We start from the raw sequence: 14,747 nt of genomic DNA, 5'->3' as shown, positions 1-14,747 counted from the left end.
AAGACGACACCCCAAAGGAGAGAGCGCATGCCGATCAAAATCAATCTATGGAAGAAGCGCCAAAGTGTCATTTTTACATGGCTCGTTTCGTACAGCGCTGTCTTTATCATTCCGATTCTTATGAGCTTAATTTTATATAGGGAATCCAGCGACACGTTGCGTGGGGAAATTCATCGAGCTAACGATACCATGCTCCAACAAGTGAGGGAAACCATCGATTCTCAGATTGAGATGATGCAGCGGCTCAGCATGGAGCTTACCTGGAATACACGCGTGCAGAGCTTGATCTATACGCGGATGTCCAGCAGTGATGAGCAGTATACGGCGTATCAAGTTGCCAAAGAGTTTCAATTGTATCAGACTTCCTATGCCTCTGTGGACCAATTTTATGTAACTTGGGAGGGAGAAAATACTGTTTTGCTGCCAGGGAGTTCCCGGGATTATCAAGCGGGCTTCGAAACCATTCATGAGACAGGTGTAATCAGCTATGCCGATTGGTTGAAGTTGGTAAAGCAGAATAGAAGCACGACATTTACAATGCTGCCTCGCAAAGACAATATGTATTCGAAGCAAGCGTTGGCGCTTATTACGCGCCTACCTGCGGGGGCGATCAGCAGACCGACGGGCTCTGTAGTTGTTATGGCGGACGTGGAGCGATTCAATAAAGCGATTGCCAAGGTGCAATCATTTAGCGGCGGGGACGTATACCTGCTGGATGAAGCGAACAAAGTGCTCCTGTCGAATACGAGCACGAGCCTCCCTGCTTCGATCTTGGATCAACTAGGGGCAAGGGAGAGCGGCGTTATTTATAACAAAACGAGCGACGAGCAATCGGAGATCTATTATCTCCATTCTGAAGTCTCTAAACTCACTTATATATCGGTTATTCCAAGCAAATTGTATTGGCAAAAAGCCGTATATGTCCGCAATGTGATGTACATTAGCGTCGCGATTAGTCTCGTCGGGGCGGCCTTCTTAACGCTCTTCTTCATGCGCAGGAATTACTCGCCGATCCAGCGATTAGTGCAAGTGCTAGCCGGGGCAGAAGCGGCAAGAGGCAATGAAGCCAAACAAGAAGTGAATGAGCTCAGCTTCATTCATCGTGCCGTTTCCGATACGCTCAGTGAAAAAGAAGCGATACGGGTTCAGCTGCAGCAACAGCATAATATGCTGCGTTCTAATATGCTCGCGCGTCTGCTCAAAGGGCGGCTTGATGGACCTATTCCGCTCCAAGAGGCACTGTTTTCACATCAAATTGAGTTGCATTCCGACCATTTTGCCGTTTTATTATTTTTTATGGAAGCGCCTGAAGAAGTCAATATCAGCATTTCATCTATTGGACCATATGAGAAAAGTCGATTGGGGCAGTTCATTTTAACGAATGTAGTGGAAGAGTTGGTTGGGATGCGTGGACATCGCGGGTACGTAGCGGAAGTTGGCGATATGTTGGCTTGCATTGTGAATTTCGCTGAAGACGACGAGGAAGGTCGTATGCAACAGCTCGTTTCGATTTCCGAAGAGGCGCAACAGTTTCTACTGGAGAGGTACCGGATGAAACTCACGTTATCGATCTCGAGAGTGCAAGCGACGATCGCTGGCATTTCGCAAGCTTATCAAGAAGCGCTGGATGCCATGGAATATAAGCTCATACTGGGCAAGCAGAAAATTATTGCCTATGATCAGCTCCACAAGGAACCTATGACGGGCTTTTACTACCCGTTGCAGATTGAACAGCGATTGATGAATTTTATTAAAATCGGCGATTTGGAGCGCGCAAGAGAAGTGCTAGACGAGGTTATCGAGCGCAATTACGGCAAATCGGTGACCTCCGTAACACTGGTTCGTACGCTTATGTTTAATTTGATCTCCACGATGATGAAAACAATCCATGAGCTTGGGGAAGTTGATGAAAGCTTCCTAGCCCAGCATCCGAATTGGATGGAGACGATGGCCAACAGTGATACGGTGAAGGAAATGGTTGAGCAGCTTAACATGCTATTGGAAGATGTGTGTGAGTACACAGCAGCCAAACTGGACGTAAGTATTTTGAAAGGACGTTCGGAATCGCTGCGGGAATTGATTTTCAAAGTAAATGTCTATGTAGAAACACATTATCAGGATATGGATTTAAATATAGGACTGCTGGGCGAGCAGTTTCAATTAAAAGCGAGCTACCTGTCCAAACTATATAAGGAACAAACAGGCGAGGGACTGCTCGATTATATTAACCGCGTTCGAATTGAGCAGGCCAAAGCACTTCTGGGCTTCACGGATCAAGCGATCGTGGAAATCGGTAAGCAGGTTGGTTTTAATGAAGCGGCGTCGTTTATCCGGGTATTTAAAAAGTTCGAAGGCATTACGCCGGGCAAATTTCGTGAGCTGCGGGGGTAGACGGGTGGCCACGAAGTGGTTGCCCGTTTTCCGTATTAAAATGACATGGAATTGGCGGTTTTGTGCATGTTGCAGCCTGTTTTAACAATGAAATTGGAACTTTTCGATATATCTTTTTGTGATCGCAAGCGGCAATATGAAGGCTGTAAGGACCGAGGCGTTACATAGACGCTGTTAAATGAAAAGGGAGGTAAGCGTTATGAAAGTTAATAAAAAAATCGTAACATTGGCAACTTTGCTAGCTCTGTCAGGCTCCGTTATCGCTGGTTGTTCCAAGGAGACGGCAACCGAACAACCGAAGGATGGGGGAAGTCCCACACCTGCGACCACAGCCGGCACATTCAGCTATCCGATGAAAACGGATAAAACTCTCACCTATTGGGCGGAGCTCAATGGAAACATCGGAAGCGTAAAGCCGACGTTCCAAGAGGTACCTTTCTTTCAAGAGTGGCAGAAGCGGACAGGCGTTAATTTGAAATTCATTCAACCGCCTGCGAATCAAGCGAAGGAAGCGTTGAACGTGTTGCTGGCTTCAGGCGAGCTTCCGGATATGATCGAGTATGTATGGAGCTCTGGCTTCCCAGGTGGTCCAGAAAAGGCGATCAACGACGGCTATATCCTTAAACTAAATGATGCGATGGATAAGTATGCGCCGAATTTAAAGAAATATTTGAAAGAGCATCCTGAAGTTGATAAGCAAATTAAAACCGACAGCGGCAGCTATTATGCCTTTCCGTTCATTCGCGGAGACGATCTGTTGAAAACATACCAAGGGCCAATTATTCGGAAAGACTGGTTGGATGAGCTGGGACTCCCGATGCCGCAAACGATGGACGATTGGTACAATGTACTCAAAGCGTTTAAAGAGAAGAAAGGCGTTGCGGCTCCGCTTACCTTCTTAGGTATGCCTACGGCACTGTTTGGCTTGGATGGCGGTGCATTCACTGGGGCGTTCGGGGTCATCAAGAATTTCTATCAGGAAGACGGGAAAATCAAATACGGCCCTATGGAGCCTGGGTATAAACAATTCTTAGCAACGATGCAAAAGTGGTATGCAGAGGGTTTGATTGATAAAAACATAGCCACAGTCGATACCAAGACGATGGACTCCAACATGACTTCAAGCAAGAGTGGGGCAACGGTATGGAATTCCGGTGCGGGCATCGGCAAATGGCAGCCGATCGTCAAGGAGAAAGAACCGAAAGCTCAGTTCGCTCCAGCGCCATATCCAGTTCTGAAGAGTGGTGACAAGCCAAAGTTCGGGCAAAAAGACTTTTCTTTTGTGACAACAGGCGGGGTTGCGATTACAGCCAATTCTAAGAATGTGGAAACAGCCGTACGTTTGCTTGATTATGCCTATGGCGAAGAAGGTCACAACTTCTTTAACTTCGGGATCGAAGGCGTTAGTTATAAAATGGAAAACGGCTATCCAACATACACGGATCTTGTCATGAAGAATCCGGATAAGCTGGCTCCTGCGCAAGCACTGGCGATGTATGCACGCAGCGGTTATAACGGTCCTTTCGTACAAGATAAACGATATATCGAGCAATATTTGACGATGCCGGAGCAAAAAGACGGGATCACGGTTTGGTCGAAAACGGATGCAGACAAATACCTCCTGCCGCCAATTACGCCTACGCCTGATGAGAGTTCGGAATTCGCGACGATTATGAACGACGTGAAAACATTAGTGGATGAAATGTCGTTGAAAATTATTTTGGGCTCAGAGCCGATCGATTCGTTCGACAAGTATGTGGATAAAATCAAATCGCTGAAGATCGAACGTGCTATCGGGATTCAGAAAGCGGCACTTGATCGTTACAACAAACGTTAATCCGTTGCATAAGGAGAGGCGATGACTTTCATCAAAATCAAAGCCTCTCCTCACTTATAAATAAAGGAGATCTGTGCATGAACCGGAACCTGCAGACTACTGCTGCCCCCGTTGCTCCGTCCCGTGCCGGTTCCTTACGTAGAACCGTTGCGAAAGATTTTATTACGAATAAATATTTGTATCTGATGATTTTACCCGTGCTTGCTTATTACGTCTTGTTTCACTATGCCCCAATGTACGGAGCAATGATCGCCTTCAAAAATTACTCGCCGATGAAAGGCATTTTGGACAGTCCATGGGTCGGATTTGCCCATTTTGAGAGCTTCTTTAATAGCTATTATTTTTGGCGTATTTTTAAAAATACGATTCTCATTAGCTTGTACTCGCTTTTGTTTGAATTTCCGATGCCGATTCTGCTCGCCCTGCTTCTGAATGAAGTGAAAAACAAAACTTTMAAAAAGACAGCACAGTCCATTACGTACATGCCTTATTTCATTTCGATGATCGTCATCTGCGGGATGATTAAGGACTTTACGAACAGTGGCGGCTTTATTAATACATTTTTCGTTTCGGTGATGGGTACGGATGGTCAGGCGATGCTGCAAAAGCCGGAACTATTCCGATCCCTCTATGTGATCTCGGATATTTGGCAACGTATCGGCTGGGAATCCATTATTTATATGGCTGCGCTCACGAGCATTGATCAGGAGCAGTACGAGGCGGCGCGTATCGATGGTGCGTCCCGCATGCAGCAGATACGGAACATTACCCTGCCGGGTATATTGCCAGTCATTGTCATTATGTTTATTCTGCGGTCCGGGAATTTGTTGAATGTCGGTTTTGAAAAAATTATTCTGTTGTACAATCCAGTCGTGTACGAGACTTCAGACGTCATTTCTTCCTTTGTGTATCGTAAAGGTTTACTTGAATTTAACTGGAGCTACAGCTCGGCTGTCGGATTGTTTAATTCTGTTCTGAATTTGTTGCTGCTTATAGCGGCGAACCGATTTAGTAAGAAAGTGACTGACAATAGTTTATGGTAACTTGCCAGGCAGGTTGCTGTTTGGTTTGATTTTACAAAGAAAGGTAGTGCCCGGATGTCCATCCAATCGAAGTGGGAAGAGCGGATTTTTAATGCCGTCATCTATACTGTGTTGACCTTGTTAATGGCGGCCACGATTTACCCGCTGCTTCATGTGCTTTTCGCCTCTTTCAGCGACGCCGATCAAATTGTGGCCCATGAAGGGATATTATGGCGGCCGCTTGGTTTTAACTTGGAGGCTTATAAACTCGTTTTTTCAAATTCCGCGATTATCGTTGGGTACGGAAATACATTGTTTATCGTGATTGTTGGTGTTGCCTTTAATCTACTTTTGACAGCACTTGGCGCTTTCGTGCTTTCCCGCAAAAACGTGTTCTGGAACAAATGGATCATGTTCGCCATTTTATTTACGATGTTCTTCAGCGGTGGGTTGATCCCAATGTATCTCATTGTCAAAGGCGTAGGTCTGCTGGACTCGCTGTGGTCCGTGATCATACCTTTTGCTGTTAGTACATTCAATCTGATTATCATGCGGACGGCGTTTGCCTCCATTCCGGATGCCTTGGAGGAGTCGGCGAAGATCGATGGGGCGAATCATTTTGTKCTGTTATTCCGCATTATTATCCCGCTGTCCTTGCCTACACTTGCTGTAATTGCTTTGTATTATGCAGTCGACAAATGGAATGGGTGGTTCTACGCTTCAATTTTTCTTAAAGATCGGGAGCTGTTTCCGCTGCAAATTATTTTGCGTGAAATCCTCATTTCCAACTCAACCGACAGCATGTCCTCAGGGACGGGAGGCGATATGTTCCAGATTGGGGAGACGATCAAATACGCTACGATTGTCGTAGCGACCTTACCTATCCTTTGTGTGTATCCGTTCCTTCAGCGTTTCTTCATTAAGGGCGTTATGGTTGGGGCTGTGAAAGGGTAGTTGTTTAATCCATTGAAAAGGGGTGCTTGACGATGTGGGTAGAAGCGTTAACGCATGCTGTGGAGAAAACACGGCGAAATATAGATAAATTCGAGAATCTTTTCCCTTGGACGGGACTTGATGGCGGCGATTATAAAAGGAGTGATCACCAGGACTGGACTGAGGGTTTCTGGTCAGGAATGCTTTGGCTCAGCTATGAAGCGACTGGAGACCAGACGTTCAGGGATGCTGCAGTGCGTACTGTGCATAGCTTCCGTCAACGGCTGGATACGTTCAAGGTGTTGGATCACCATGATATTGGCTTTCTCTATTTGCCGTCAGCGGTGGCGTGGTGGATGCTGGAAGGTGAGGAAGAGGCCAAGGTGCTGGGGCTGGAAGCAGCGGATATACTCGTGAAAAGATGGCGTCCAGCTGGAGGATACATTCAGGCTTGGGGACCTGCTGGCGATCCCAAGAATGGCGGTCGCATCATCATCGACTGCCTGCTGAACATTCCGCTTTTGTACTGGGCATATGAAAAGACGGGTAATCAGATGTACTTAGAAGTTGCACTTGCCCATGCAGAGAAAAGCCGGCGATATCTTGTACGTGGGGATGATTCCTCGTATCATACCTTCTATTTTGACCAGGAGAACGGTGAGCCGGTTGGGGGCGGTACGCACCAGGGCTATAATGACGGTTCAACGTGGACGCGTGGACAAGCTTGGGGCATATACGGATTTATTCTTTCGTATAAATATACGAAGAATCCGGTGTATCTGGAAGTATCGCGCCGAATGGCCAATTATTTCATCTCGCGTCTTCCAGCGGATCAGGTGACGTATTGGGACTTTGACGTACCGATTGACGCGGGAACGCCACGGGACAGCTCGGCTACGGCGATTGCTTGCTGCGGTATGTTGGAGCTCGTGGACTGCTTGCCGGAAGGAGACCCAGATCGCGAGCGATTCGAAAAAGCGGTGAATCGCTGCATGAAGTCACTGACGGAGAACTACTTTACGAGCGACGATCCAGATGAAGAAGGCTTGCTACGGCATGGTTCCTACCATGTACGAGGAGGCATGTCGCCAGATGACTTCGTCATATGGGGAGATTACTTCTACATGGAGGCGTTAATGCGGCTTGTTCGTGGGGTTCCGGGGTATTGGTATGAAAGGGAATTAAATTAATGTAGGAAGTGAAAGTCCGCTGTCTCCTGATTGGGAGGCAGCGGACTTTTGTTAGTTGCATCGAATAACTGTAAAAAATACAGTTAATGTTGCCATATTCCCTTATATTTAGCGATTAGATGGTGTCACGGTGCTCCCTAATCCACTCCCGGATAGTTTCTGGATGAATGTCGTTATGTGGGAGGGACGATTGCTGAGCTTACGCCAAGATTAAAGAAGATCATCGAAGCTGGTGGGCGGAGCGTTGGCGAATACAATTTGGGCGGAGAATATTACGCCATTCGCAATCTCTGTCCGCATCAGAGTGCGTCGTTATGCGAAGGCAAGGGATTACGACGGCTTTCATCACATCGAACGGCCCTGGTGAAGAGTATTGCTTTGAACGGGAAGGGGGGATCGTGCATTGCCCATGGCTTTTTTGGGAATTCGATATTAAGACCGGGCAGATGGGAAACTGCCAGCTCGCCATAGAGCTGGTTCTTTCGCTCATATAAGCATTGGAATAATTTCCTTTTATTTGAATAAATTTCACGCATTCAACAAACAATTGAATACAATTGGAATTTATTTGATACTGAGGAGGATCCCATGTGTTAGATTGGGTTGAAATTGTTTTACGCACATTTTTATCAATTGTGGTTCTGTTCTTTATGACTAAGCTGTTAGGTAAAAGGCAAGTGACCCAGCTATCCTTCTTCGAATACATAACCGGGATCTCAATTGGTAATCTCGCGGCGTCCATATCGCTGGACATCGATACGAAATGGTATCTGGGGTTGGTCTCTCTTGGTGTATGGGTGACTTGTACGTTAGGCATTGAGTTTCTGCAGATGAAAAGTAAAAAAGCGCGGGATTTCATTGATAGTAAAGGAACTATACTCATTCGTGAAGGCAAGATTATGGAAGATAATTTAAAGAAAGAACGCCTTACCACAGATGAACTCATGGAGCAATTGCGCAAGAGGTCGGTATTTAAAGTTGCTGATGTCGAGTTTGCTATAATGGAACCAAGCGGAGAGATTAATGTCCTGTTAACGCGAGAGAATTTACCGTTGACTCCCAAACATTTAGGCATTAAGGTTGCACCAGAGAAAGAGCCCCAAGCGGTGATCATGGATGGTGTCATCATGGATGAATCATTGGCTACACTAGGTTATAGCAGAGCATGGTTGAATACCGAATTAGTTAAAATAGGTGTTACAGTTGAAAATGTATTTCTAGGTCAAGTAGATTCCTACGGCCAACTGTTTGTGGATTTGTATGATGACAAAATCATGGTTCCGGTCCCACAGGAAAAAGCTACACTATTTGCAACATTAAAAAAATGCGAAGGTGACTTAATGTTGTATGGACTGTCCACGAAGAATAAACAGGCTAAGGAAATGTACGAGCAATGCTCGAAGCAGATGGAAGACATCATTGCCCAATTGAAGCCGATCCTTAAGCGGTGATACGAAAATCGACAAGACTAGCGGCGACAACTGGGCTTATAGCCATCTTGACAGCTCGCGAACCAGCGTGTGAAAATAAGATTAGGTAAGATTAGGCAAAAACAGAATAAACGATAAAGTGGTGATAGCGATGAAGGATCGGCTGGAGCTTGATACCGAACAATCGCATATAACCCTCTTATTTAAAAAAAGGGGCTGTATGGAAGTTAATAACTTCCGTACGGTCCCTTTCTTTTGGTAAAGCGAGAAAGGAAGGAGTCTGAGTTGTCATGGCGACGGTATACAAACAGCAGGAAAATAGCCTAGAAGCGATCCCAGTGTTAGTAAACGGGGAGCAATTGATACCTGAGTTAGTCGCGGCGGTTGTTTATGATCATGTGCCGGTCCGACTAGATGAACAGGCGCACCAGCGTGTGATTGCGTGCCGCAACATGGTGGAGGAACTGGTTGCAACTGGCCAAGTGGTCTATGGGGTCACGACGGGGTTCGGCAAATTCAGCGACGTGACGATTTCACCGCAAGACGCTGTCCAGCTGCAGGTTAACCTGATCCGCAGCCATGCCTGCGCCGTCGGCAGACCGCTGCCGGAACCTACGGTTCGCGCATTGATGCTGCTGCGCGCAAACGCGCTGGCCAAAGGACATTCCGGCATTCGTCCCGAAACACTGCAGCTGTTGATCGACTGCATTAACCGTGGCGTACATCCCGTCGTGCCAGAACAAGGCTCACTTGGTGCTAGCGGGGACTTGGCTCCGCTGTCACATTTGGCACTGGTTCTGATGGGCGAGGGGGAGGCATTTTACCAAGGTGAACGGCTGTCGGGTGAGAAAGCGCTCGCAAAAGCAGGCCTCAAACCGATCAGCTTACAGGCAAAAGAGGGGCTAGCACTTATTAACGGCACACAGATCATGACATCCATTGGTACGCTGGCGCTTATCAACTCACAACGACTTGCGAAAATCGCAGATGTGATCGCATCACTGACAGTTGAATGCTTGCGCGGTATTCCTGAAGCTTTTGCGGAAGAGGTGCATCAGGTACGCCCTTATCCAGAACAGATCGGCGTAGCGAAGAACTTGTGCAACCTTCTGAAAGGCAGCAAGTTGACGACACGCCAAGGAGAGCTTCGCGTACAAGACGCTTACTCACTGCGTTGTCTGCCCCAAGTGCATGGTGCGACACGCCAAGTTMTTGCCTATGTACAGGATAAGATTGCAATAGAATTGAACGCTGCGACCGACAATCCGTTGCTATTCGTGGAGAAAGGTCTCGTCATCTCCGGCGGTAATTTCCATGGTCAGCCGATCGCATTCGCGATGGATTTTCTGGAAATCGGCATGAGCGAGCTCGCGAACATTTCGGAACGCCGTACTGAAAGACTGGTAAATCCAGCGCTTTCAGGTGGACTTCCTGCATTTTTGAGCCATCATCCAGGGATGAATTCGGGCATGATGATCGCGCAATATGTAAGTGCATCAATCGTTTCGGAAAATAAAGTGCTGGCGCACCCATCAAGCGTGGACTCGATACCGTCTTCAGCGAACCAGGAGGACCATGTGTCGATGGGAACAACAGCAGCGCGCCATGCCGCTCAGGTCATCGACAACGTGTCCAAGGTGCTGGCGATCGAGTTGATTTGTGCAGCGGAAGCTGCTGAATTTGTAGGGGCTGAGGGCCTTGCTCCGGCGACTCGGATTCTGTACGACAAGCTGAGGGCGCTCGTTCCCCCTGTTGTGGAGGACCGCTCTACTTCCCGTGATATTGAAAGCGTGGCGACTGCTTTACTGGAAGGCGAGTGGCTACAAGCGGTTGAGGCTGTGACTGGCACGCTATTTTGACATGAGAGGAGATCACTATGATGAATGCCAATTCTCAGAAGCGAGAAATTCGCGCCCCTCGCGGTACTGATCTAACTTGCAAAGGCTGGGTACAGGAAGCGGCTATGCGTATGTTGATGAATAACCTTGACCCGGATGTCGCAGAACGACCGGAAGATCTCGTTGTGTATGGCGGCATCGGCAAAGCGGCTCGTAACTGGTCTTCCTTCGATGCCATCATCCGCGAATTGCAGCGCCTGGAAAGCGATGAAACATTGTTAATTCAATCCGGCAAACCGGTCGGTGTTTTCAGAACCCATGAACGGGCACCACGCGTGCTGCTCTCTAACTCTGTACTCGTGCCCAAATGGGCGAATTGGGAGCATTTTCGTGAGCTGGAGCAGAAGGGGCTGATGATGTACGGCCAAATGACCGCGGGCAGCTGGATTTACATCGGGACGCAAGGGATTTTATAAGGTACGTATGAAACCTTTGCCGAAGCGGCCCGCCAACATACAGGTGGTTCGCTCAAAGGTACATTGACGTTGACCGCAGGCCTTGGCGGGATGGGCGGCGCTCAACCGTTAGCTGTCACCATGAACGAGGGGGTCGTCATTGCAGTTGAAGTTGACCGAATACGGATTGAGCGCCGAATCCAAACCCGTTACTGCGATGTGCTAGCTGAAACGCTGGATGAAGCATTGCAGCTGGCAAGTAAAGCTATGGAAGCGAATAAGCCGCTAGCCATCGGTCTGCTAGGTAACGCTGCGGACATATATCCCGAATTCGTGCGTCGCGGCATTAAGCCACATTTCGTGACAGATCAAACGTCGGCTCATGACCCGCTAATTGGCTATATTCCAATTGGATTTACGTTGGCCGAAGCAGCGTTGCTTCGTGAGAAGGACCCTGAGCAATACGTGAAGCTTTCGAAAAGCAGTATGGCAACCCATGTGCAAGCGATGCTTGACCTACAGCAAATGGGCTCCGTCGTGTTCGATTATGGCAACAATATTCGTCAAGTCGCCTTCGACCAAGGTGTTGCCAATGCTTTCGATTTTCTCGGCTTCGTTCCAGCTTATATCCGGCCGCTTTTTTGCGAAGGGAAAGGACCTTTCCGCTGGGTAGCGCTCTCCGGTGATCCGGAAGACATTCGCAAAACAGACGAACTTGTGATGAAGCTGTTCCCGGAAAATGATCACCTGCGCCGATGGATTACGATGGCAAGTGAGCGTGTCGCGTTCCAAGGTCTCCCAGCGCGTATTTGCTGGTTAGGCTATGGTGAACGCGAAAAATTCGGTCTAGCATTAAACGACATGGTGAGAACCGGCGAGTTGAAAGCACCGATTGTGATCGGTCGCGATCATTTAGATTGTGGCTCCGTCGCGTCGCCAAACCGTGAAACGGAAGCGATGAAAGACGGTTCCGATGCCGTTGGCGACTGGGCGATCCTGAATGCGTTGATCAACACGTCTGCAGGAGCTTCTTGGGTTTCTGTCCATCATGGCGGTGGCGTCGGGATGGGCTACTCGCTGCACGCAGGGATGGTGGTCGTAGCAGACGGGACGGATGGGGCAGATGAGCGTCTCCGCAGTGTGCTAACCTCTGATCCCGGCATGGGGGTTATCCGCCATGTGGATGCGGGCTACGACGAAGCGATTGAGACAGCGGAGAAGCACGGCATTCGCATCCCGATGCGTGAGCAGGGACAGTGAGGGAGGAGTGAGGAGATGGAGCGGATTGATGTGCTCGTTACGGGGATTGGCCGTTTGGTTACCCCTCCTGGGAATGTACCACGCTGCGGGAAACAAATGAAGGAAGTCGATGTAATCACGGACGCGGCGATAGCTATTCGCGAAGGAAGAATCGTGGCGTTTGGAGCAGCACGAGACGTCATGAGTCTCCTTGCAAGCGTAGAAATTGAAGAAACCATCGATGTTGGTGGACGTATGGTCACGCCAGGGCTGGTCGATCCGCACACCCATCTCGTTCATGGCGGTTCCCGTGAACATGAGCTGGCGCTGAAGCGGTCGGGTGTCTCGTACTTGGACATTTTGGCGCAGGGCGGTGGCATTCTTAACACGGTGCAAAGTACACACGCAGCGAGTATGCAGGAGCTCTATGATAAGGCGCATCGAAGTTTGAACGAGATGCTGTTGAATGGTGTCACGACGGTTGAGGCGAAAAGCGGCTACGGACTCACCCTGGAAGATGAATTGAAGCAACTGCGTGTGGCAAAACATTTGAACGATAATCACCCAGTCGAAATTGTCTCGACATTTATGGGGGCACATGCGGTGCCGCTGGCGTATAAAGGTCGTACCGAGGAATATATAGACCTCATCGTCAATGAAATGATTCCCATGGTGGCGGAAGAGGAGATTGCGGAGTTTTGCGATGTGTTTTGTGAGAAGGGTGTATTTACCGTCGAGCAGTCACGCCGAATTCTGCTGAAAGGTAGGGCGTACGGTTTGCTTCCGAAAATACATGCAGACGAAATAGAAACGCTTGGCGGATCGGAACTGGCAGGTGAAATCGGTGCGATATCCGCTGAACATTTGCTTGCAGCGACCGACAAAGGCTTCGCTGCCATGGCGGAACAAGGCGTGATTCCAGTGCTCTTGCCGGGCACTTCGTTCAACCTAGGTTTGGCCAAACATGCGCGAGCACGCGATATGATCGATACGTTTGAACTGCCGGTGGCTCTCGCAACGGACTATAATCCAGGGTCCTGTCCGACCGAGTCGATCCAGCTCGTCATGATGCTGGCATCGCTGAACCTGAAGATGACGCCGGAGGAGATTTTAACAGCATGCACAATCAACGCGGCTAACGCGCTCGGACGTGGGGAAAGTATCGGTTCGATTGCGGTGGGAAAGCGTGGGGATTTAACCATATTTGATGCGCCGAATCTGGCATATTTGCCGTATCATTTCGGGATTAATCATACATTTGGGGTCATCAAAAACGGAAAGGTGATCGTATGGGACCGTATCCTTGTGATGGAAGAGTCAGGTAAGGAGGAGGGGGCACGATGAGCCACGAAATCCCTTTTCTCAAATTACCTGATCAAGCTGTATTCCGAGATCACATGGAAACCAAGGTTGCCCATTGGATTCGCCAATGGGACGGTCAAGAGCCATTGCTTGCAGGGATCATCGGCATCCCGCTGTCTAAGTCGTCGATTTCGCATTCAGGTGCTTCGACGACACCGGCGGCAGTGCGTGCAGCTTTCAAGTCGTTTACGACATACTCGATGGAGTATGGTGTTGATCTGCAAGACTTAGCCGTTCGCGACCTCGGCGATATCCAAATGCATGTGACAGACATCGCGGAATGTCACCGCCGCATCGAGGAAAGCTTGCGCGCGCTATATATCGATCAGCCGGGCTTAATTCCAATCATCTTCGGCGGCGATCATTCGACGAGCTGCCCGTCGATCAAAGCTTTCGTGAGTCGTCATCCTGGGAAAAAAGTGGGTATTATTCATTTTGATGCCCATCATGATGTCCGTAATTTTGAGGACGGTGGCGTCACCAACGGTACGCCGTTCCGCGGTATCCTCGAATCAGGTGCGGTAGAGGGACATCACATCGTACAAATAGGCATTCGAGGCTTCATGAATTCGAAACCGTACCATGATTACGTGAAGGGTAAAGGGGTACATGTGTATACATCTCGTGATATCCGTCGGATGGGCATCGATCAGGTACTCGACCAGGCGCTTCAACACGCGGGGAACGGCACGGATGTGCTGTACGTGAGTTTCGACGTAGATGTAATTGATCAGGCCTATGCACCAGGTTGCCCTGCGATCGGTACGGGTGGGATGAATCCGTGGGATGCCCTGGATGCCCTTTACCGACTCGGATCGCTGCCGCAGGTGCAGGGTCTGGACTTCGTCTGCATCGATCCGACCATCGATGTGCGTAATGTGACCTCGCGACTAGCAGTACAGTTCATGCTCAGCTTCTTGGCAGGGGTCGCTGCGCGCCCGAAATAATAGTTGGCATTACGCTTAAGCTAGAAACGCCACTAGTTCCTTATTACTGGAGCTAGCGGCGTTTTCTTTGTGTAGCAGGGGCGGAGACTGCGTTAGTCCGAAA

The 14,747-nt window shown here is 48.8% G+C and carries 10 protein-coding genes and 1 pseudogene; all 11 read left to right on the top strand.

Annotated features, from left to right (window positions below):
- Positions 1-27 precede the first annotated feature (27 nt).
- The 11 genes and pseudogenes from AB4114_RS02930 (at position 28) to hutG (ending at position 14,644) form a co-directional block, all read left to right on the top strand.
- On the top strand, positions 28-2,391 hold the full coding sequence (locus tag AB4114_RS02930) for a helix-turn-helix domain-containing protein (protein ID WP_441987033.1): 2,364 nt from the start codon (positions 28-30) through the stop codon (positions 2,389-2,391).
- A gap of 199 nt (positions 2,392-2,590) precedes the next feature.
- The gene (locus AB4114_RS02925; protein WP_441987032.1) at positions 2,591-4,228 is read left to right on the top strand and encodes an extracellular solute-binding protein; all 1,638 of its coding nucleotides are present in this window, start codon (positions 2,591-2,593) and stop codon (positions 4,226-4,228) included.
- A 77-nt stretch (positions 4,229-4,305) separates the two neighbouring features.
- On the top strand, positions 4,306-5,271 hold the full coding sequence (locus AB4114_RS02920) for an ABC transporter permease (protein ID WP_441987031.1): 966 nt from the start codon (positions 4,306-4,308) through the stop codon (positions 5,269-5,271).
- 54 nt (positions 5,272-5,325) lie between these two features.
- The gene (locus tag AB4114_RS02915; protein WP_441987030.1) at positions 5,326-6,204 is read left to right on the top strand and encodes a carbohydrate ABC transporter permease; all 879 of its coding nucleotides are present in this window, start codon (positions 5,326-5,328) and stop codon (positions 6,202-6,204) included.
- Between the two features lie 32 nt (positions 6,205-6,236).
- A complete protein-coding gene (locus tag AB4114_RS02910; RefSeq protein WP_441987029.1) occupies positions 6,237-7,373 on the top strand; it encodes a glycoside hydrolase family 88 protein in 1,137 nt (378 codons plus the stop codon).
- Positions 7,374-7,550: 177 nt separating this feature from the next.
- Positions 7,551-7,844, top strand: coding sequence for a Rieske 2Fe-2S domain-containing protein (locus AB4114_RS02905; protein WP_441987028.1), 294 nt, complete (start codon positions 7,551-7,553; stop codon positions 7,842-7,844).
- A gap of 119 nt (positions 7,845-7,963) precedes the next feature.
- Complete coding sequence (locus AB4114_RS02900; protein ID WP_441987027.1) at positions 7,964-8,824, top strand: DUF421 domain-containing protein; 861 nt, start codon at positions 7,964-7,966, stop codon at positions 8,822-8,824.
- 269 nt (positions 8,825-9,093) lie between these two features.
- Positions 9,094-10,662 carry a histidine ammonia-lyase gene (gene hutH, locus AB4114_RS02895; protein ID WP_441987026.1) on the top strand — a complete coding sequence of 523 codons (1,569 nt, stop codon included), beginning with the start codon at positions 9,094-9,096 and terminating at the stop codon, positions 10,660-10,662.
- Positions 10,663-10,682: 20 nt separating this feature from the next.
- Positions 10,683-12,356: pseudogene (hutU, locus tag AB4114_RS02890) on the top strand (urocanate hydratase).
- A gap of 15 nt (positions 12,357-12,371) precedes the next feature.
- Positions 12,372-13,679 (top strand): imidazolonepropionase, encoded by a 1,308-nt coding sequence (gene hutI, locus AB4114_RS02885; protein WP_441987025.1) that lies wholly within the window; start codon positions 12,372-12,374, stop codon positions 13,677-13,679.
- Positions 13,676-14,644, top strand: a complete 969-nt coding sequence (gene hutG / locus AB4114_RS02880; protein ID WP_441987024.1) for a formimidoylglutamase — start codon at positions 13,676-13,678, stop codon at positions 14,642-14,644. Before hutI ends, hutG begins: the two co-directional genes overlap by 4 nt.
- Positions 14,645-14,747 lie beyond the last annotated feature (103 nt).

Origin of the sequence: Paenibacillus sp. 2RAB27, assembly GCF_052115445.1 — a bacterium.
Lineage (GTDB): Bacteria > Bacillota > Bacilli > Paenibacillales > NBRC-103111 > Paenibacillus_E.
Note: the sequence above shows the minus strand (reverse complement) of the source record. Positions and strands in the feature narration are given on the sequence as shown.

Coding starts and splice junctions, on each gene's coding strand:
- AB4114_RS02910 (WP_441987029.1), top strand. CDS start 6,237: ATGTGGGTAGAAGCGTTAACGCATGCTGTGGAGAAAACACGGCGAAAT.
- hutI (WP_441987025.1), top strand. CDS start 12,372: ATGGAGCGGATTGATGTGCTCGTTACGGGGATTGGCCGTTTGGTTACC.
- hutG (WP_441987024.1), top strand. CDS start 13,676: ATGAGCCACGAAATCCCTTTTCTCAAATTACCTGATCAAGCTGTATTC.
- AB4114_RS02925 (WP_441987032.1), top strand. CDS start 2,591: ATGAAAGTTAATAAAAAAATCGTAACATTGGCAACTTTGCTAGCTCTG.
- AB4114_RS02930 (WP_441987033.1), top strand. CDS start 28: ATGCCGATCAAAATCAATCTATGGAAGAAGCGCCAAAGTGTCATTTTT.